Raw genomic sequence first — 21,543 nt, 5'->3', positions numbered from 1 at the left:
AGTGGGGGCACGCCGCTATGCGGATGTGGTCACCGCTGGCTCCGCAGCGGCGGCACATCCAGCGCGGCTCCCGCCCCCCGCGGCAGGCAGGCCCGGCGAGCGCCCGCCCGAGGGCCGCGCGAGCCCACTGGAGCCGCTGCCGCCATGCCTGCGGCTGCAGCGGCTCCTCTACCGGCTCCGCCAGGGCGGCATCCTCTACTCCGCAGCGGATGCGAACTCCGCCCTCAAGCTCCGCCGCCTGCAAAAGCACCGCCCAGCGGCCTCCGTTTTCCTCGATGCCGGAGTCGGCCAAAACCTCATCCCGCAGCAACGAGCGTCCTGCGAGCATCTCGGCGATCCTTCGGACATCGGGATGGTCGAGCACCTCCGCTGCATCCCGAAATGACTGCTTGTCCACTTCTGCCTGCCCTTTCCACACCCTCCAGATCAGCTTGTCCACCATTACGTCCGGAATTCCACACCTTTGGCATAATTCTCTCCAGTCTTTCTCATACTTTTCCGACGGCCAGCCCACCATGTTCTGTTCCAAACCCTCCAGCATATCCCGCCACTTTCCCGGCTCCCTCTGCAAGTTCTCTTTCATCCAGAAAGCTTGTCCCCAAGAAAGAGGGAGTTCCGCCTGAATCATCCGCATGCCTACACCGAGCTTCCGATGCCAAAAAGCCGCATCGACCTCCATAGCCAGAGACGATCTCCAAATCCAGCCCTGCTCCAATTTAACCGCATACAAAAAACCTTTCATCTAGCGCACCCTTCCAATCTTGTGAATGCCATTATATTTCTCTTCTCGTCCTACACCTTGAGTTCCACTTAGTTCCCTTAGTTCCCTTAGTTCCCTTAGTTCCCTTGAGTCCCTCTCTTGTTCACCTCTTCCCCCCCTCTTCACCTCATCCTTTCTCTTTTTCTCTCTATCTCTCTAGCAACCTCAGAATCGCGTCTCCAGTATGCGGCAACCTCCGCACATCTCTATAACCACTGATAAAGCGGCATTTTCGGACTAATATCCAGCTTCTCCAAATGCAGCACCAGCAGATGATCCTCCTGATGCTTCTCCAGAAAATCATTCAACTCCAGCGTCCCCATGTGCAGCCGTACATCCGAATTCCGCTCGGCGATTCGCTCCAGAATCGTCCAGGTTTCGTCATCGGAACCATCGTCAAAAATGTCAATGACCGTCTGCCGACCTCTCAGCCAGGAGACGAACAGGTAGGCATACACGTACCATTCAATTTGCGCCTGATTATTATGAGTGATGAGCACGAGGCGATACTGGGGGGCATTTTCTTTTCCAGCTTGACGGGCGTGGAAAAGATGGATGAGCGCGGCGCATGCCCCATAAATTCCGACAATGATCAAAAAACCGACTACCATCGCGGCTCCCTCCTTTTGCGATAGTATATGCCGCGCCGCCGCCCAGAGTTCCGCCAATCTGTCCCACTCGGTACATGGTAAAAGCGGACAAATGGCGCTCTATCGGCCCACCCCCCCGCCAAAAAACGAAAAAAAGCGACCCCGGCTCATCACCGGCAGTCGCTTCTTGCGTACCTGCATCACTCTATTCTTTTACTTTCCGCCCTGCTAGTCCTTCGAGCCGCTTGCTATATAAGTTGAACTAAAGATTGTAAGGATTACGTCCCTGCAAAACCTGATTATTCTGGAGAGTCGCTGTTGCGCTCAGATTCCCTGATTAGATAATCCCCTACAAGGTAGGAATCTGATCACAAAGGCGACCGCTATCGCTATCCTGAACTAATCTTAGTTAATCTAAGATTGGTTTCAGGCGGCTTCGCCGTTATTCACACATTCGCTCGTGACTGCAAGCGGCATGTATGGTCTATCCAGAACAATCGGTTTCTCCGCTCCTTCATCCCATTCTTTCGTTCAACTTTTATAGTCACCGATCAGGCGTTATGTTCAGCAATTCCCCCCTTCCTGCTCTATCTATCAGAGGGTTACCAAACCCGTTTTAATAGCAATAATCACAGCTTGAGTGCGATCTTCCACTTCCATCTTCTGCAAAATGCTGCTGACGTGATTTTTCACCGTCTTTTCACTGATGAACAGATGATCGCCAATCGATTTATTGCTCTTCCCCTCTGCCATCAAGCGCAGGACTTCCGCCTCCCGCTTGGTAAGAGGGCTGTCAGGAGAAGGATGATAGCGAACGCCAGCGTCCTTAACGATTTGTTCGTCGCTTCCGACAGAAGTGCCTCTTTCGTCCAGGTAGGTCATTCTGCGAAGTTGGTTGATCAGCTTGCCCGTTACCTTCGGGTGGATATACGCATGTCCGGACACAACAGCACGGATCGCGTTAATCAGCGCTTCTGCTTCCATATCCTTCAGCAGGTAACCCGATGCTCCCTTGCGCAGCGTTTCGAATACATAGCTCTCATCGTCGTGTATAGACAAAATAATAACCTTGATGTGCGGAAAAATTTCTTTCAATTTCTCCGTCGCCACCACCCCGTTCTCAACAGGCATGTTGATGTCCATCAAGACGATTTCCGGGTTGAGCTCATTGCAAAGTTCGATGATCTGGATTCCGTCGCCGCATTCGCCTACGACCTCGAGATCGCTTTCCATGTTGATGATTCGTTTTACGCCTTCCCGAAAGAGCTGGTGATCATCGGCCAGCACGAGCCTAACGGGTTTATGGATCGCCGTTGTCATATACAAACCGTTACTCCTCTCTGTACCTGGGATTCAAGGGGATATTAATCGTTAATTTTGTTCCCGCGTCTTTGGCCGATTCAATGTATAATTCCCCTTCCAACAGTTTGAGGCGTTCTTTCATACCCATGATGCCGAAGTGGGTGCCTTTCGCGGAAATCGTCTCCATCTGTTCCACATCAAAGCCCTTGCCGTTGTCGCGAACTACGATGATGACGTCTTGCTCTTTAAATGAGATATCCAATTCAATGAAGGATGCCTCCGCATGCTTCAGAATATTGGAAAAAGCCTCTTGGATCAGCCGGTAAACCGCCACTTCCATGCCGGATTGCATGCGGGTTTCCCTGCCGTTTATTTCAAACTGGGTGCGGATTTTGGTCTTCTCTTCAAAATCCTGCGTGAACTTACGCAAAGTCGGAACCAGCCCCAAATCGTCCAGCGTCATCGGCCGCAAATTGAAAATAATCTTGCGCACCTCTTCCAGGCCGCTCCGCATTTGCCCTTTTAAGTCCACCAGTTCGTCTTTAACCATTATGTATTCCTGCTTGGCTAGCATTCGCTCCGCGATCTCCGTACGCAGAACGAGATTCGCCATGGTCTGGGCTAGTCCATCATGAATCTCTCTTGCAATTCGCTTGCGCTCATCCTCTTGAGCGAGGATGATCTTAAGCCCGAGAAGCTGCCTATTCTTGGCGGACTCCAGAATGCGCGTAATTTGATCCAAATCTCCCGATAAGTATTCCAGAACAACGTTCATTTGAGAGACAAGGGTTTCCGCCCGCTCGACCTGTCGATCTACATTCTTAATCCGTTTCTGCAGTTCGTTGCGCCGCTGTCGGAGCTGGTTTTCCTTTTCTCGATTAAGAGTAAGCTGCAGCTGAAGTTGAGTCGCCTCTTCATAAGCTACACGAATATCCTCCTCCCGAAACCGGTGGAAGTCCCGGCTCACTTCCGTAAGCCGGATCCTCGTGCGACGGTACTGCATCTCCAGTTTGTCCACCTGGTCGATCATATCCGTCGTTTCCTCAATGGTCAGCTGCAGCTCTTGATTCAACGCATCTCTTTCCGCCCGGACGCTTTCACAAATTTCAAAAATTTGGTACTTGCTATCCTCCATCACTTCAATTGTTTTTTTAATGACACGATCGATAGCATCGGCTTGCAAGATGGTTGTCTCCTTTGCTTGCTTTGCCTTAATACTACCATATATCGGTCATTTTGATGTGATTACATAGTACTATTTTACTCCAAGGTCACCGTCTTTGTCTTCTCATCCCATGTAACCTTCCAGCCAAATTGAGAGGAAAGGATATTTACAGGCACCATGGTCGAATTGTTTTTAATAACCGGAGCGACATCGGATACAACCGCTTTTCCGTTGATCACCATGGTGGTCTTATTAATCCACATATCAGCCAACTGGGTACCCCGATATACGGTTACCCGCTTATCGCTAGCCTGCCATCCCGTCTTGCCGCCCAACGCTTCGGTGATAAATTTCAAAGGGACCATGGTTCTGCCCGATAAAAGATAAGGAACCGGAGCATCGTTCAACGTTTTCGTCACGCCGTTCAGCACGACCTTGCTGCTACCGATGGTCAACTTGATTTGGCTCTTGGCCAGTGTTGGAGCCGTACCCGCGTACTGGAACGAAATATCGTCAATGGCGATATCTCCGGTGAGCGCCCGTTCATCCTGGCTGAGTGCGGGATTGGCAATGTAAATTCTTTTTAGCTTAAGGGGATAAGTAGCGTTCAAGCTTTTTAGATCAACGGAAAGAGTTTTCCACCCTGTCCAATCGATAACCTTCGCCAAGTCCACTACATAGGATTTTGCCGCCGCATCGGTAAACTCAGCTCGAAGCATATTCAGGCTGTCGTCTCCGTATGCTTTTACCGTCATGGATTGAGGGCTTCCCGCCACAGCTGCTCCGTTTGGATCGGAACCGCCAAATTTGATGTAGGCTGCCTTGGTGTTCTCCCCGAAGCTTCCCATTTGCATATTGTAATTTAAGTGGAGTGCATTTGAGCCTGTCGTTTGTCCGCCAAAATTCAATTCCTTCGTCAAGGTTGCCGTCAGTTCTCCGTCTAACGGATAAACCGTTGCCTCAGCCGGAATGTCGACCGTATCAAAATCGGCCCATACGGTTTTGGAGCCGTTCACGACGCCTGCTACCGCGCTGAAGCCATCATAACGAGCGATCAGTTCTCCGCCTTGACCCGGATCGTTCACATGAAGGGTGTCCCCCGTGACTACACCGTCAAAACCTCGGACTTCCCACGCAAAAGAACTGCCCGGAACGGTGCGCACGGAACCGTTTTTCAAGGTTACTTTTACCTGAAGGTTGATATCCGCGCCTGCCAGCATAACCGAACTGCCGGGGACAATCTGCATGCTGTCAATGTCATCGAAGCCCGCCACTTTGATTTCCTTTGACTGCTTCGCTTGGCCGGCTACTGCCGTTATCGTCGTTTTGCCTTTGGCGGTTGCCGAGAAAAGATTAGCCCGGAACGACCCGATAGCGCTAGAGGACGTCCATTGCGCCGTCAACTGGCCTAATGCAAGCGGGTTGTAGTAAGTATCGTATCCGCGAATGCGATAGGGCACTTTTTCCCCAACCATAATCAGATCGTCGCCGATAATTTCCACTTTCATGGGGTCGCCGACAGGCGCAGTGGTATAGACGCCAATACCGTTAACCACTTGACGCTCGGTTCCGCTGGTTGTGGCATTGGTCAACTGCACTTCTGTCTCGCCTAGAGGCCGGGATACCAGCTGAGTTGAGCCGCCGCCGTCCAAGTTGGCTGCCTTATACACGCCAATCTGCACAAGGAGAAGCTGAAGCTCCTGCAGGCTCATCCCCGCGCTGTCCGTGCCGGTTCCTCCGTCGACGGTGATCAGGTAGACATACTGGCCGCTTTGCGAGTAGCCGACAGCCGAACGGGCCACATACCCGTTGCCGCTTACCCCGTTAATGTCCCGGGAAAACGCCGTCGCCTTGCCTCCATCCACCAAAATCGTATGCGTGCCGATCATCATAACAAAATCTTTATCGGTATACGTTTTGGTCACATCTTGGGTGACGATACTGGACGTTACTGCAATTGGCGATCCTATCGTCAAATGTTCTTTGACGAATTTAGCCGCTGTGCCATCCGCATGCAGGATAATAGCCCCTGCCGGAACTTCGATGTTCATCGGCTTATCCAGCGAAATATCAACAATAATGCCGTCTTTCACCAATACTTCTGTAGCATTCTTGGTCGACGAATTGGCCCGATCCGTTCCAGCCCAATTTTCGGTGTACACATACATGGCATTGCTCATACTGAATGTACTATTGGTGCCATACCAATAGTAGGTTTTGTTCACACCGGAAAGTGGGAAAACAATACCGTCCGCGGCAGTTACAGAGCCTTGGTAAGTAAACATATCAATAACCGGTTTATTATCTTTGGTAATTGCGAAACTATACATTCCTGGAATATTGGTTGAAGGAGTCGATAGAATTTGTCCTTCGCTCATCACAGGACCGATAGGCGCCTTGGGTGTCTGGTTGGTTGCATATACGTCACCATTGATCCCAGCTACCGCTCCGGTATCCTCAGTCATTCTGCGAACGGAGCTATTGCTGTCTACCTTATCATTTTTTCCTGACATGACGTCTAGATGAACGTAAGGATTATTCAAATCGATTTGTACCACACGGGCGTTGGATTTGACGGTACTGGTACCTCTTTTCATAGACACCGAGTAGTTCTTGATGGTTGCCCCCGACGTTACAGGGCTTTGACTGGTGACAGTGGCCGACACTAACGTAGATGCAGCTTCCGCCCGTACAGGTAAAAGTGCATTGGATGCGGGAAGCGCAAGAGCCAACGCCAATAGCAGCGCCGTTCCTCTTCTTACCATCCCAGCTTTGCTGTCCTTTCGCAGCATTTTCGCAATCTCCTCCTATTTTGTCTATTTGTGCCTCTTCTATTTAGCGACTTATACTTAGACTCAATACGAGAGAAAAAAGTTACGATATCCGTTGGAATTTTACGTAGATTCACAAATATTTCCTTACATTTGAACGATTGTTCACAAGTTTTTGAATAACGCCAAATAAACCTCCCCAGAAAAAGGAGGTAACCGTGCTTGTGACGAAATTATGAAGTTGGGAATCTATTTTGAAAGCGGGAGGCTACCATCATCAAGACCCAGCGCTTGTCCTTAAAGATTGGAATCATCCTGGCATTATTATGCACCATGATTATGAGCAGCTTAAAAGGAACTCCTCACGCTCACTCTGCAGCCGATCCGGCTGTTACCCAGAAACCTGCGGCCGAACCGCTTCTATCGAAACCGGTTCTCTATAAAAATCAAGTATTGGTGCTCTTCTACCACAACCTGCAGGCAGATCCGACGGACGGCAGCAAACCGGAGGCCTTAACCGCCAGCTTATTCCGGGATCAAATGAAGAACCTTAAAGATGGCGGTTATAACGTCATCACGATGGAGCAGTTGGTTAATTTTGAACTGAACAATAAACCAGTGCCTGCCAATTCCGTCGTCATCACTTTCGATGATGGCTACGAGTCATTTTATAACGTGGCTTATCCGATTTTAAAAGAGTTCGGCATGACCGCTTCCGTATTCATCATCGGCTTCTCCTCCGACGTTTTCGATCCCAATGCACTACCTCATCTGAGTTGGGATGAAATGCGGGAACTGAAGGAAAATGGCATGGGCATTTATAATCACACCTACAATATGCACCGGGAGGTTGCCATTAACGCGAAAGGCACCCTCCAGCCCGCGCTGCCAAACAACATCTTTTTAACCAATAAAAAACGAGTTGAAACGGCTAAAGAATACGACAAGCGCCTTATCAGCGATCTGACTTTCATGGAAAAGCGACTGGACGAGGAACTGGGGGAATCCCCCTTCCGACTACTGGCCTTCCCTTACGGAGCTTACAATGACAAAGCTATCAAAGCTGCTGACCAAGTGGGCTTCTCCTTATACTTCAACATCAAATCCGGCTTCAATGTCCCTGGTCAACGCGTCATCAACCGGATCAACGCAGGCGACGCGGGATTCACCGGGAAGCAATTGATGAAGATTTTGAAACCTTACAATCAGCCAGGTCTATTTGGCAAATCCTATGTGGAAGCTGTAGAAATATCGGTGACTGGGGTTTATAAAAAGATTTGGCAAGGTGCTTGAACATAGCTGACCTTATAGTAATGGAATAGAAAACGGTCATCTCCGCTCCTATAGCCGGAATGACCGTTTCTTTTTTATGCTAATCCAGAACCGCATCCGATTCCCCGTCAGAATCCCCCAGCATAGCTGCCGTAAGTCGCGTTCCCAGCCAAACCACGCCGAAAATAAGAAAAGGGAATAACACGAACGTATAACGCGGCTGCCCCTCGGAGGCGAAAATGACTGCCGTGTAAAATGCGATAAACAGCAAATTGACCTTATGGAGCGGGTTCATCGGCCGTCTTCTCGCAAACTGCCAGAGGATCAGAGTGGCATACATCAATCCCCCACCAACAATCAGCGTACTCGCCAGCCTATGCACCTGAATCGTCGGATTCACCCAGCTTTGGTCAAAGCGCAGTGTCGCTTTCGACATCGTCCATTCCCAAATCTCTGTCCCCACTTGCGAGTAACTGAGCGCTAAGCGAGTGATGCCCAAAAAAAGTGTCTCCCGCGGATGGTGCCACATCCAGCTTTTTGCTTCTTTTCCCGCAAGTTTCATTGCATCTGCTTCGTTATATGTCCCCTGATCGTCCAATATTCGATCCGTCAGAAAAATCGAGTTGGGCACCTTCAGCGCATCCATGTATTTTCCTGCAGCGAGGTCGTTGTTATTAATGTACAGAACAAAACCGCCATTAGTGGAGATCGGCACGAACCGGTCAAGTACTTTATAGTTCCGCACCGACCAAGGCGCAATCACGGCTGCCATCGCGACGGCAAGCATAACAGTTCCCAGTAGGCATTTTTTCAAGCGAGGTTTCCAGTCCGCCCACTTCGTTTCCCCTTGCTGCCACCAAAGGAGTATAAAATAGATGACCGGGAATACTTCATAATAAGGCTTCACCAGCACTAGGAATCCCGTCAGTAAACCAAGAATAAGGCTGCGCAGCCATAGCGATCCGATTTTATAAGCATGAATGCAAAGAATAACCAGTACAAGAGCGACGGAAAGAATCTCTGTACTTATTACACTTGTATAGCTAATGGCCGGCGGAAAAATAGCCGTTATAAAAGCCGCCCACAGCCCTGCTTTTTCCCCGAAAAACCGTTTGCCCAGCAAATACATCCCTGCCATCCAAACGACACCGAGAGCCACATTTACCAGCTTTGCTGCCAAAATATTCGGCCACACCGCATAAATCGCCGCCAAAAACAAAGGATAACCCGGAGGGCGGAAAGCTGTCGGATAATGTACACCCGTTTTGATATAAGGCGTGTCTGCCTTTATGTAGTCCAGCCCTTCCGGGATTTCGTATGTACCGTGGTGCAGAACCGACATGGCCAGATCATGATAACGTTTGAAGTCATAGACCGGCTGCGTGTTTACCTCATACACCCAGACAAGCCGCAGCACCGTTCCCAACAAAAGGATTCCTAATAGCCACACCAGCGACCGAGAGATTCGCATACCTGCTCCTCCATACAATGAAAGCCCCATCCGCCGATGCACATGGGGCCTCAATATGAACAATATTGTTTAGCTTACTGAGCTGCTTTCACTTGGGATTTCAACAGTTCCGCCTTATCCGTACGTTCCCAAGGCAGATCCACATCCGTGCGGCCAAAGTGACCGTAAGCAGCTGTCTGACGATAGATCGGGCGACGCAGCTCAAGCTCCTTGATAATACCAGCCGGGCGCAGATCAAAATTGGCCGCTACAAGCCCAGAAATTTCTTCGTCGCTGATGATGCCGGTGCCAAAGGTATCGACATTGATGGACACCGGACGCGCGACACCGATGGCGTAGGCGAGCTGGATTTCGACTTTTTCCGCGAGACCGGCAGCGACAATGTTTTTCGCTACGTAACGAGCAGCATAAGCGGCAGAACGGTCCACCTTCGTCGGATCCTTACCGGAAAATGCTCCACCGCCATGACGGGCATATCCACCATAGGTATCCACGATGATTTTACGGCCAGTCAGACCGGCATCTCCTTGAGGTCCGCCTATAACGAAACGACCCGTCGGATTGATAAAATATTTCGTATTTTCATTCAAAAACTCAGCCGGAACGACTGGTTTGATGACATGTTCTTTAATATCTTTTTGAATTTGCTCCAGGTTGATGTCCGGCGCATGCTGTGTCGAAACGACGATGGCATCCACCCGAACCGGCTTGTCCCCATCGTACTCAACGGTAACCTGGGTTTTTCCGTCCGGTCTTAAGTAGGGAAGCGTGCCATCCTTGCGAACTTCCGCCAGACGGCGGGCAAGACGGTGCGAGAGCGCAATCGGCAGCGGCATTAGCTCCGGCGTTTCATTGACAGCGAAACCAAACATCAACCCTTGGTCCCCCGCGCCTAGCGCTTCAATCTCAGCGTCGCTCATCGTGCCTTCTCGGGCTTCCAGCGCCTGGTTAACGCCCTGGGCGATATCAGCGGACTGCTCGTTGAGAGAGGTCAGAACCGCACAAGTTTTATAATCAAAGCCATATTTGGCGCGAGTATAGCCGATTTCCTTAATCGTATTACGGGCAATCGCCGAAATGTCCACATAATCAGCACGGCTGGTGATTTCCCCAATAACCAGGACAAGACCGGTTGCTACGGATACTTCACATGCAACCCGCGCATTTGGATCAGCTTCTAAAAAAGCATCTAGCACCGCGTCCGAGATCTGGTCGCAAATCTTATCCGGATGGCCTTCCGTTACCGATTCCGATGTAAACAATCGTTTGGCGCTCTTCACTGCCATCAACATCCTCTCCTACTTCTCTTACGCAAAAAGCGAACCTCATAAAATCAACCTTTTCCCAGGACGGAAAAAGGTTGTAAATGCACCTTTCTTTACAGTATACTACTGGATTTGATCTTTTGTGTCAAATCGATGGAATCGTATAATTCCACAATAAGAGAGCAAATTAAGAGAGTGAAAACAGCGATTCTTCGGCCTTTTCGATCAGCCTTTTCGTAATGGTTCCACCCACCGAGCCAGCATCCCGTGATGCCAAATGACCCCAGTAATCCTTTGAACCGGATCCAGACGATCCCATAGCACCCAATTCGCCAGCAAACTCCGTATCCGCACCTGCATTATAACCCTGTCCAACCGGCAAGCCCAGCTCTGCTGCAATTTCGTACTTCATTTGATCCAGCACTTGCTTCGACTCCGGCACCAGCTTTTTACCCTTCGCCATTTCGGATGACCTCCTATATAAGAGATATATCTAGTATAAGGAGATCCTCAAAGTCTAAACTGGTGAGTTACTGGCGAATATACGAGAAATTTGGAATGCATAAAACCAGCTGGCGATGTTAAAAGTAAATCCTCGATAGAGTTTACTTATCCATTACAACAGTGCCGTTGGCTTCCACGACGGTATATCCGCCCCGCACCATCACCCAGCAAACACCCGTATTGGCTGTTGTGGCCTTAACTCCACGAGTATCATTCGGGAACACCAGCATATGGTTAAGCGGAATCGCCACACCTGCCGCAATATTCGTCCCCGCCGTCACATCCGGAATCGTATTGGTATCTTTGCTCTGGGCAATGGTCTTACCCGTCCGGACAATAATCTCTGCTCCCGATTTGGCCCAAATCGTCTGACCCTTGGCAAGCTGTATCGTCTCGATCGTAGAACTTGCACCGGAACCCTGATTGCCTGATGGGGTCGGGGTTGGAGTTGGCGTCGGAGTTGGCGTCAGTGTAACTGTTGGTTGATTGCCCAACGCCGCCTTGATTTGTTGATCAACATAGCTCTTGGTGACAACAGGATCGTCCGCCGTTCCCGGCTGAGGCGCTGAATCCGCCCACGAGCGGAGTGATAGAGTAGAACCAACCAATATCGAACATGAGACAATTCCGATTGATAGAGCATATATCCATTTCTTCTTCATCATGATACCTCCTGAAGTAGACTTGCTAGTAGGTTATACTCCTCCTTTAGTTGTTTTGTTGCGAAAAAAAAGAAGACCCCGAAGGGTCTTCTTTTTTTAAAGCGATTGATTATTAGTTAGTAATAAGCGTAGATACGGTTTTACCGTTAGGAGCGGTTGCAGTAAGAGTGAACTCTGTTACGTCACCAGCAATGGTAATGGTGCCGGTCGAAGAAATCGTAATCGAACCAGTTCCAACCTTGCCTGTTACAGAGTAACGGATGTTGAGCAGTTTGTCGTAAGTGACAACCGTAGCACCGTAGTACTCAATGCCATATTGGTCAACAGCTTTGAGTCCCATCAATTGTGCTGCAACTTTGGCACTGTTGTAAGCTGCGGAAGAGTTGTCAGCTGTCAAGGTTTGAACTGTTACAAGGTCCTTCTTAACAGTTACCGGTACGTTAAAGGTCAGGTATTCACCTTTATTGGTGTAAATCGAAGCCGTAACCGTTGCAGTTCCTGCCGTCTTACCATAGACAGTTGCGTTAACAGCAGCAATAGTGGCATCAGGATTAACGGCAACAACAGATGGGTCAGAAGAAACAACATCCGACAACATATTGTTAGGCAGTTTTACAGTAGCGCCGCTGGAATCCTTAGCCGTAACAGACAATCCTTTATCCAGTTGGCCAATCGTGGCATCATTAACAGTGAGAAGGCCCGCAGAAGCAGCGTCGCCTACTGCATAGAGATCGCCAACAGCAGCCAAAGAGTAGGTCAACGAGGTGCTTTGATCAACTTGAGAGTAAGTGCGGGAGTAGTTAGCAACTTCAGAGAAGTTAGTACCATCAGCTCTCTTCTTTTGAAGAGATACTTTCAAGGTTGTGCTACCCTTAGCGTTTGAACTCGACGAGAAAATGAAATCAAAGTCATTGAAAGTGTCGAAATCGGCTTGAGCAACAGTAGCTGCAGGGATAACTACAGAGGTGTCACCGGATTTAGTAGCATTGTCAAACACAAGTTGATAAATGTAAGGAACGTTGTTACCATCCACCGGATTGGTTTTCAATTGACTGTCGAAATCAGATCCGTATTGGTCAACCAGTTTGAGCTCCAGTGTGGAAGTGGCTTTCAAAATACCTTTGTCCGCACTGTTGGTAACGACTGCGATGCTAGCCGGAACGCGTTGAGGTTGAACCGTGATGCTTGTTTGCGCGAAGCTTTGAGCGTAAGACGTAGCAATACTAGCTGTTACGTATACAGAGCTTCTTGCGGCAGTGCCGGTCAGATAAACTTTCAGTTTACCTTTATCCGTACCAGCTTTGATAATTTCATAACCAGCGGTGTGAGGAGTAGCAGTGTCGCTGTTAGTAGCAGTGAATTTGATATCTCCGCCGTTATCAACGATTTGTTGACCAGTCAGGGTGTTGCCATTCGCATCGGTAACAACGAGAGGCAGAACCACAGATTTGTCACCAGCAGCCAGGGTGCCATCAAATGTGCCGAAAGCTACTTTAGCAGGAATAGCTGCAGCCTGTACGCTAACCTTTGCAGTGGCATTGCCTGTGCCGGCATATACCGTCAGGTTGTAATCGGCATTTTTAGCAGCGCCGTTGGTAAGCGTAACTGTGATCGTATCATTATCACTGTTCAGTGCTGCAGTAACATTGGTGTCAAATGGCAAAACATTCGCTTGGATCGTAGAACGACTGATTTCGGCACCCACGGCGCTCGAGATCAATTTAGGATTTACACGATTTCCATATTGATCAAAGAACTTCGCAGAAATTGTAGCCTGATCAGCTGATCCCGACAAAGAGGTCTGACCAGTCGGATAGGTAACATCACCCAGTACAACTTTGCTCAGGAACGGAACCGTGCCCAAAGTGAAGTTTTTCGTAACATTAATATGACTGTCGTTTGCATAAACAACAACAGGAATGATGCTAACTCCAGGGGTAAGACCTGTAAAAGGCCCCGTCTTCGTGGTGAAGTCAAGCTCGATGTGGAAGGTGCCATCATCGTTCTTACTGACAGTAGGCGTAGTACCCAGAACGTAAGCGGTAAAATCACTCAAAGTAGTGTTTTCGCCGTATTGGTTCTTGGCTGCCAGGTCAATAAGCGATTTAGAAGAGTTCGCCAGCGTTTCACCGCCGAGGAATTCAATAGAAGCAACTTTTTCTGCCTCACCTACGAAAGATGCAGCAGCAGTACCGATGCTGTCTACTCCGCCAAGGGTTACGCTGTAGTTGCCATCGCCAATGGTGGTGTTAGTTAAGGTCAGGGTTGCGGTTGTCTTATCATCAGACCATTTTGCGGTAGTAGCAACTGCAGCCAATTCCTTTTTCAAGGAAAGAGTAGCTTTAGCAGTGTCAACCGGACGGCTAAGCACAACGGTAACAGTTTTAGCGCCTGTAGCTTTCGCGCTAACTACGGATACCTTTTGGGAAGATTGGTATACTGCGTAAGTAGCGGAAACCAGATCTCCACGGTCAGCAACAGTGGTGTAGTCGCTGAACTTCGGCAGCAGGTTTGCGCCAACGGCAGCAGCTACCCAACCTTTAGCCCAGTCGTCAACTTTGCCGTCAACAGCAGTAGTGGACTCCGTCAGACCAAATGCTTTTGCAACAACGACTGCGATTTCTTCGATTGTTACAGTGCCTTTTGGATCGAATTTGTTGTCGCCTTTACCGGCAAACAGGTTTGCTTTGGTAGCAGCGCCAATCCAACCAGCGTACCAATCGGTAGCTTTAACGTCTGCAAAGCTTTGACCTGCAGCGTTTTGGGTGAGGCCTTTCAATTTGGAAATGATAACGGCCATTTCGGCGCGGGTCATGTTTTGATCCAGACCCGGAGTACCTTTGCTATCGATACCAGAGAAAATCTGAGCATCGTACAAGGCTTTAAATTGGTCTTCCACAGTCAGGTCAGCTGCGCCAGCAATACCGGCGAAAGCGCCACCCAGCAAGGAAGCAGCAAGCGTAAGGGACAAAGCTTTCTTCATAACCTTTTTTTCTCCTCCTTGGTCTTGCATGTTTGTCTGTAAAATTTGTTTGGAATAATTTGAGCTCGTTTCCCTCATGTTGTTGTCACCCCCTTTCCGAAGTTGAGCAGATATTTTAAGTTTGTCTGTCGTCAATAGACGACAGAAACTTGTAAATAAAGATAGAAAAACAAGCTGCTAGAGCCACTTTTTTTATTATACAATGGGTGGCTAAACATCGTAAAGCAATTTTTGTAACTTGCGGTGAGGCACAATTCTCCGTATCGGCTAGACTAGAAGATGAAAAGTTATTGAACTGTGTCTACTCCTTTTAGTTAAACGCTGTGGGTTGAAAAAAGTTGCGGTATATAAAACTTTTTTTCCATCCTACTCAGTAACAGAGAAAAAGCTTGCCTGGAATTTCTTCCAAGCAAGCTCTTTTCTTTTATTATTTAGGAATCTTCTTCTGTTGTTTCAACACATTCATCATAATTACTGCAGCATCGGCACGAGTAAACGAGCTTTTTGGCGCGAAACGATAGGTTATCTTTTGTCCCGGTACCAAAACATTCTGAATGCCACTCACCAGTTTAGCCTTCGTAATGGCTTCAACCGCTGGCCTTGCGTACGATTCAATGCTTGCGGCATCCGTAAAGCTCTTCTGCAATGTTGCGAGGGACTTGTCCAAGTCCGTATTAAGCTTCATATTTCCCGCTTTAGCGATCATGATGGCCGCTTCTTCGCGGGTGATGGTTTCCCGTGGCATGAATGTTCCGCCTGTTGTGCCACGAATAATTCCGGCTCGTGCAGCTGTTTCAATATACTTGTATTCGTAGAGCCCTTCACTATATGGATCTACCTTGAACACATCGCTAAATGAACTTGCGCCGTCATAATTCAGAGGGATTTCAAATATTTTCACCAGCATCGTAATGAATTCGCCGCGCGTTACCGAGTTGTACGGCTCAAAAAGGTTTTTCCCGTCCTTCTTGTTCATATACCCTTTAGAATACAATGTATCCATCGCATTGCGGGCATAGGGATGGCTGATGACATCATCAAAGCTCCTGAACATATAGAAGACTTGGTAGTAACCGAAGGTTTCGAAAGGAACCGTGATGGTATTCTTTTTGTTATCCACAACGCCGCCTAGGTTAGCCCAACGTTTCGTCGTAGGATCAAAGTGCAGAACGGTCACATAGTTCCACGAATCCGATCTTACGCTAGGATCATAGCTCAATGTCAATGTACCTCGATTCGTCGGAACCACATCTTCGTTGGACCGACGGTTGAAAAACTCAGAATCGAGTACATAGGGGTCCTTGCCGGAACCGGTCATTGCATCTTGAAGCTGATCTGAGTTGCTTACGGACTGACTGGATATGCTTCCCGCATCGATCCATATAAGTGAGCTTGCTTTCCGGAAGCGTCCGCTATCTTCTGTCAGCATAAAGCTACCCGTAATGATCGCACTTGCTGTACGAGCATTAAAATTACTGTTTCCAGCACCTTCCGTTATCGAAGGATATTTCAATTTATCCACTCGACCGTCTGCGCTATCGGCGATGCCAAATAGTATTTTCCGCCCTTCCGTCAGCATCGGATCGGGTTGGGTCGTATCGCTTCGTTTCAAGAGCGTACTCTTCGGAAAGCTTAAAACCACATTGCCGTTGAAAACCTTCATCGACGTACCCAAAGCAGTAATATACTGAGCGCCTTGAATAGACGTATTGGCATTATAGACAATTAGCGTTCCATTAGATTTCTGAGATCCTCTAACAATTGTAAACTTAACGTTGTTTGAACCAGCTGATAAGCCTTTGCCGCTTGACCCGAAATACCTGAAGTGGAATAGATCAGTGTTTGTGGTGTCCCGAGTTGCTGCTTCTTTTCCGAACAAAACGCTATCCGCGCTTTCCGCCAGAATATCGATGTCGACAAAGTTGGCGTTGACGTTCGCCTGGTCTTGATTTTTTGCATTTCGAGTCGTTGTCGGACTAACAATCGTATAATCTTTTGGTTCGCGGGTTATCGTAATCGCCTTTGTGATGGCAAGCCCGCTGCTGTTTTGAATCTCAAACTCAATGATCGTATTGCCAGATGATTGAAGCTTAATGAAGGTCGTTTGGAATGTGCCGTCAGATGAATTAATACTCTTGATGTATCGCGTCGGCTCTCCAGCAGGAACCTTCGTGCTATACCCTGCAGGCATGACCTCAATACCCGAGGATGTTTGATATTTGGTTTGGTCTATTATATCTGGGACAATATCATAAGTGTCAAGTTCCTTGCCGTCCTCACCGGTTTTCTTGACCGTCACCTTCAAGTACTTGGTATTTTTTGAGAGAAATTGCCCGTTGATCCGCACGTACTGTTCATTCGTGACATACATATCGTCAGCTTGACCCTTAACAAATTTGTTGCCTTCTGCCGGAGCCTCCGGAGTCGCAAAAATGAACTGCGGGGCATTGTCTGCGTATTTGAAAAATTCATTAGTCGTTTCGGTTACAACAACTCCATTTTGATAAAGCTTGATATTGATGCTATTGTTGCCTTCTTTAATTTTTGCTGTCGGAAGCAAAAAATTAAAAGTGCCGTCAGCCGTTTTGATAGGGTTGGCAGCAATACTTACTTCTTCGCCATTTAAATAAAGTTTGACGTTGGCATATTCAGAAGTAGGCAAGTTTATGACCCGACCTGAAAGTACAGGCGCAAGACCATCCACCTTCAAATCTACATCAGGGTTTGTGATTACCATGCCGTTATACATATTGGTCAGTATCACGTAAGGCACACTTGTAATATTTAATGCATATGTTCTTGCTCCTTCTGGAACCAAAGCACTGGTGCTATCCTTGGGGATGATTTCCAATGTGTTGACCCCATCATTCAGAGCACTTAAATCGATTCGATAATACTTCCCATTCGTTCCCGTCTGAAGAGAGCCGATTTTGGACGTAGCCAGTTTAACGCCGTTTACATTCACATCGATTCCGGATACATAGGTATTCACATAGGCATTGACATAAAGTGGAGTCATATTGATATTATTCGTGCCCTTATACGAATCGATCAGTTCGGCTTCCGTATTATTGGCAACATCCACAACCCGCGCCGCGGAGGTGATAGCCGCTACCGTTTTCGGGAGATATTCAAAATTGAATGTGGTCTCCGAATAGAAGGCGGAGTTAGCAGAATCAATAAAGCGGAGTTGAATGGTCTGATTACGCCCGCTCGGCAATGTGATAACCTTGTCAAAATCGTATACATCATATTGTCCAGATTTCGACCAAGTGGAATCCTTAGGAAGAGTAGATAGCGTTATCGTTTCCGGAGAAAGGCCGGGAACATTCAGTTCACCATAAACGGACGATGCAACTGTCCCGTTTGGTGTATCAACCTTTAACTTAGCAGTCAAATGAACCTGCCGCGTATTGCCCTCAGGCTGGAATAGAGTCAGGTTCTTCAACGCCTGCACATTGCTTTGGCCAACTTCATTCATTTTAGCGTCAAAAGCAAACGATTTGCCATTGTCATAAATGAACGTACGATCGGTTCGGTATATTTTAGTGTCATTTTTTGCATAAAAGGTTACTTTGTTATCCCCCGGTGTTAACCGGAAATTGGTCACACTTCGATTCATCGGAATATTGGAATCCTCAACCGTGTAATAAAAATGACCACTGCGAACGGATCCGTAAATAGGTGTTGAATCTCCATCAATGATGGCGTAAACTTCTTTCGCGTTCGGCGCATCCCCTTCAATTTGGAAGGACGTTTTACCTGGCGAGGGCAAAATCGACGGAACATTCGAAAAACTAGTCCCGTCCGCTTTCAACCCACTGATATTCGATACCGGAGTATAAATAACAGTTACAGGTGCCGATTTAATCTTGTTGACATCCCCCACGATCAGCGTGATACGGTTTGTCCCTTCCGTCAAATTGACATCTGTAAAGGTAACCTCAAATTGTCCTGTTTGGGTAGCCGGCTTATTTGTAATTTCTCCGGAACTTACTTTAGTTGTCTCGTTATATACTTCGTAGCGAATCTCACTAATCCGCGCCATAATGTCGCTTGAAACATTTGCCTTTACGTTGATCGTTTGGGTCGTAATTAAATCATTGGTTGTTGGGCTGGTGATTGAAATCGTTCCACTAGCTGCAAAAGCAGGAATAGCCGGCAGCAGACCGATTAGTATGCAAAAAATAAGCAGGGTGCTTGTCCATTTTTTTCGTAAACTCTTCACCACGAAATCCTCCTTCATATGACATACTTGTCATATTGAGTTGTTCTGTTCTTGCGGGTTATTTTTCGATCCCTCCCGTAACCGTTAGCATGTACTCTATTTATCGGTTAGCTCTTACTCATTTTTTAGCCAATTGGGGAAGATCAGTGAAGGAAATTGAGAGAACTCATCGTACAAAAAAAGAGAAACTCCTTCGAGTCTCTCTTTTAATATGCATTTTTATCAAGAGGCCCTTTGCGAACGGTTTTAAAGATGATTCGTAAATCGAATAAAAACGTCCAATTCTCCAAATAAAAAATATCATAAGATATGCGGTCTTCGATGGATGTATCGCCGCGCAGCCCATTGCTCTGTGCCCAACCGGTTATGCCAGGACGAACATGGTGCTTCACCATGTATTTAGGGATTTCCTCTTTAAATTGTTCGACGAAATGGGGACGTTCCGGCCTTGGCCCCACGACGCTCATATGTCCAACCAACACATTGAAAAACTGCGGAAGCTCATCAAGGCTGGTCTTTCGCAAAAACGTTCCGAAAGCCGTACGTCTTGGATCATTCACCACGGTCCATCCCGTATCAGCCACTCGTTCGTCTGAAACCTTCATCGTTCGGAATTTATACATGGGAAACGTTCGCCGATTGAAGCCGACTCGTTCTTGTTTAAAGATGACTGGTCCGGGTGAAGTTAGTTTGACACCAACCACAATAAGCAACAGGAGCGGTGAAGTGGCGATGAGTGCAAGGAAAGAAAAAGTGATGTCAAAAGCCCTTTTCACGATGCGGTTTGCTAGATTGTCCAACGGAATATCCCGCACGTTAATAAGTGGAATGCCTGCAAAATCATCAATATGCGGTTTTGAAGGCAACACATCGAAAAAGTCAGGAATAATCATGGAACGAACACCCGCTTTTTCACACTGGCCAATGATTTCACCGAATTTACTGTACGCATCTAATGGTAGGGCAATGATCACTTCGTCAATGGGATGGGTATTCAAAACCTCTGGAAGCTCCGACACCTTGCCGAGTATGGGCTTATAATGGGCATATTGGAAATCGTGCTTCGTCTGATAATCATCGAGAAAACCGAAGGTTTCAAACCCAAGTTCAGGGTGGTGCAGTAAATTTTCATAAAAACGCCGCCCCAGACTGCCTGCTCCAAGAATAAGAACAAACTGCCGGTTGAAGCCTTTTTCCCGTAATTTACGAAGAGAATGTTTGATTATGTAGCGATATAAACTGATCCCGCAAATATTGATGACTAAAAAGATAGCTAGAAACCCGCGGGAAATGTGAAGATCTTTATCAATAAACAGCATGCTTAAAAGAATTAAAAAACTGATCGCGTGCAGCTGGGTTATTTTCCAAACGTCGGAGGCGAAGGTTTTTTTACGTTTCGGCTGATAAAAGCTGGTGAAATACCCAATAAAGACGGCAATTCCACCATAGATCAAGCTCCAGTACAGATAGCGATGAAATGGCAAGTGCTTCATGCTGTCACTAAACCAAGGAGACTGGAACTTGAACCACCAAGCGATAACAAAAAAGCATTGAATCATGATAAAATCGCAAATCGCGTATAACTGCGTTAAAATATGTTGATTACGGCGGATCATGATGGCTTCCCCCCGAACCTTTTCAAACGATTGGCAAGCAGTGCAAGCCCTAGTTTTACATAGATGCCTGCATATACTAGCCCATTAATATAGAACGGATAACGTTGCCGATAATGTTTGCGATGGAACAAAAGCATTGCTTCATGAAACGCGTAAATAATAGGGACGGGCTTCGCCCGACTACTGGCTCTTTTATAATGAATGATAGATGTTTGTGGATAGTAATAGACAACCCATCCCGCTTCTTTTATCCGGTAGCACCAGTCAATATCCTCTCCATACATAAAGAACGCTTCATCCAGCATCCCCACCTGATCGATCGTCTCTCTCCGAACGAGCATAAAAGCTCCGACAAGACAATCTACTGGATAGGATTCATCCGGGTTCAAGTAACCTAATTGATAACCATTAAAGCGAGGGGCCTTTGGAAAAAACTTCGAGAACCCGAAGGCATAATAAAAAGAGGCGGAAGGTGTAGGAAACCCTCTTTTACAGGCTTTGTCCAGGGAACCGTCGGGCAATATGACTTTACAACCAGCTGCTCCTACATCGTGATGAGCGTCCATATAACGGAGCATCACATCAAGCGTCTCCTGGTGGACAACTGTGTCAGAATTCAGTAGCAACACATATCTACCACAAGTGAGACGAATCGCCTGATTATTCGCCTTGGAAAATCCGAGGTTCTGATCGTTCGTAAGAAGTCGCACCTGCGGGTAACGTTCCTTAATAGCTGCAGGCGATCCATCCTCAGAGGCATTATCCACTACAAAAACCTCAAACTGATAGGAAGTCGCTGAGTTGAAAACGGATTGGAGCGCATTCAGGGTCAATTCAATTGTATTATAGCTGACGATAATTATACTAAGGTCCATTTCATCACCACGTTATCAGTTGCCTTTATTATAGCATGAGAAAAACGGATTTTAGCGAAAAAAGGAATAAATTTTCCTG

14 protein-coding genes are annotated in these 21,543 nt (G+C 47.5%); 1 reads left to right on the top strand and 13 read right to left on the bottom strand.

Annotated elements, in window-relative coordinates; genetic code table 11:
* From TJ79_RS21430 to TJ79_RS21410, 5 genes are all read right to left on the bottom strand, one after another.
* Positions 1-742, bottom strand: a 742-nt coding sequence (locus TJ79_RS21430) for a hypothetical protein (protein ID WP_040952391.1), incomplete at its 3' end; no start/stop codon positions are given.
* Positions 743-966: 224 nt separating this feature from the next.
* Positions 967-1,371, bottom strand: coding sequence for a glycosyltransferase family 2 protein (locus TJ79_RS21425; protein WP_052339845.1), 405 nt, complete (start codon positions 1,369-1,371; stop codon positions 967-969).
* A gap of 573 nt (positions 1,372-1,944) precedes the next feature.
* Entirely contained in the window at positions 1,945-2,670 is a 726-nt protein-coding gene (locus TJ79_RS21420) for a response regulator (protein WP_040952390.1), read from the bottom strand.
* Between the two features lie 10 nt (positions 2,671-2,680).
* On the bottom strand, positions 2,681-3,835 hold the full coding sequence (locus TJ79_RS21415; protein WP_040952389.1) for a sensor histidine kinase: 1,155 nt from the start codon (positions 3,833-3,835) through the stop codon (positions 2,681-2,683).
* Positions 3,836-3,912: 77 nt separating this feature from the next.
* On the bottom strand, positions 3,913-6,609 hold the full coding sequence (locus TJ79_RS21410) for a stalk domain-containing protein (protein ID WP_052339844.1): 2,697 nt from the start codon (positions 6,607-6,609) through the stop codon (positions 3,913-3,915).
* A 318-nt stretch (positions 6,610-6,927) separates the two neighbouring features.
* On the opposite strand from TJ79_RS21410, the gene TJ79_RS21405 reads away from it, so the two are divergent.
* On the top strand, positions 6,928-7,881 hold the full coding sequence (locus TJ79_RS21405; RefSeq protein WP_238323102.1) for a polysaccharide deacetylase family protein: 954 nt from the start codon (positions 6,928-6,930) through the stop codon (positions 7,879-7,881).
* A 79-nt stretch (positions 7,882-7,960) separates the two neighbouring features.
* Here TJ79_RS21405 and TJ79_RS21400 read toward each other — a convergent pair whose 3' ends face one another.
* From TJ79_RS21400 to TJ79_RS21365, 8 genes are all read right to left on the bottom strand, one after another.
* Positions 7,961-9,331 carry an ArnT family glycosyltransferase gene (locus TJ79_RS21400; protein WP_040952388.1) on the bottom strand — a complete coding sequence of 457 codons (1,371 nt, stop codon included), beginning with the start codon at positions 9,329-9,331 and terminating at the stop codon, positions 7,961-7,963.
* A gap of 74 nt (positions 9,332-9,405) precedes the next feature.
* A complete protein-coding gene (gene metK / locus TJ79_RS21395) occupies positions 9,406-10,617 on the bottom strand; it encodes a methionine adenosyltransferase (protein WP_238323101.1) in 1,212 nt (403 codons plus the stop codon).
* Positions 10,618-10,783: 166 nt separating this feature from the next.
* The gene (locus tag TJ79_RS21390; RefSeq protein ID WP_040952386.1) at positions 10,784-11,059 is read right to left on the bottom strand and encodes an alpha/beta-type small acid-soluble spore protein; all 276 of its coding nucleotides are present in this window, start codon (positions 11,057-11,059) and stop codon (positions 10,784-10,786) included.
* Positions 11,060-11,201: 142 nt separating this feature from the next.
* Positions 11,202-11,762 carry a hypothetical protein gene (locus TJ79_RS21385; protein ID WP_040952385.1) on the bottom strand — a complete coding sequence of 187 codons (561 nt, stop codon included), beginning with the start codon at positions 11,760-11,762 and terminating at the stop codon, positions 11,202-11,204.
* Positions 11,763-11,874: 112 nt separating this feature from the next.
* Positions 11,875-14,823: an S-layer homology domain-containing protein gene (locus TJ79_RS21380; RefSeq protein WP_040952384.1), complete on the bottom strand. Its 2,949-nt coding sequence runs from the start codon at positions 14,821-14,823 to the stop codon at positions 11,875-11,877.
* 349 nt (positions 14,824-15,172) lie between these two features.
* Entirely contained in the window at positions 15,173-18,973 is a 3,801-nt protein-coding gene (locus TJ79_RS21375) for an S-layer homology domain-containing protein (protein WP_040952383.1), read from the bottom strand.
* A 206-nt stretch (positions 18,974-19,179) separates the two neighbouring features.
* The gene (locus TJ79_RS21370) at positions 19,180-20,589 is read right to left on the bottom strand and encodes an undecaprenyl-phosphate glucose phosphotransferase (RefSeq protein ID WP_040952382.1); all 1,410 of its coding nucleotides are present in this window, start codon (positions 20,587-20,589) and stop codon (positions 19,180-19,182) included.
* Entirely contained in the window at positions 20,586-21,464 is an 879-nt protein-coding gene (locus TJ79_RS21365) for a glycosyltransferase family 2 protein (RefSeq protein WP_040952381.1), read from the bottom strand. Before TJ79_RS21365 ends, TJ79_RS21370 begins: the two co-directional genes overlap by 4 nt.
* Positions 21,465-21,543: the final 79 nt, after the last annotated feature.

The sequence above is a fragment of the Gorillibacterium massiliense genome, from assembly GCF_000455485.1.
GTDB lineage: Bacteria > Bacillota > Bacilli > Paenibacillales > NBRC-103111 > Gorillibacterium > Gorillibacterium massiliense.
Note: the sequence above shows the minus strand (reverse complement) of the source record. Positions and strands in the feature narration are given on the sequence as shown.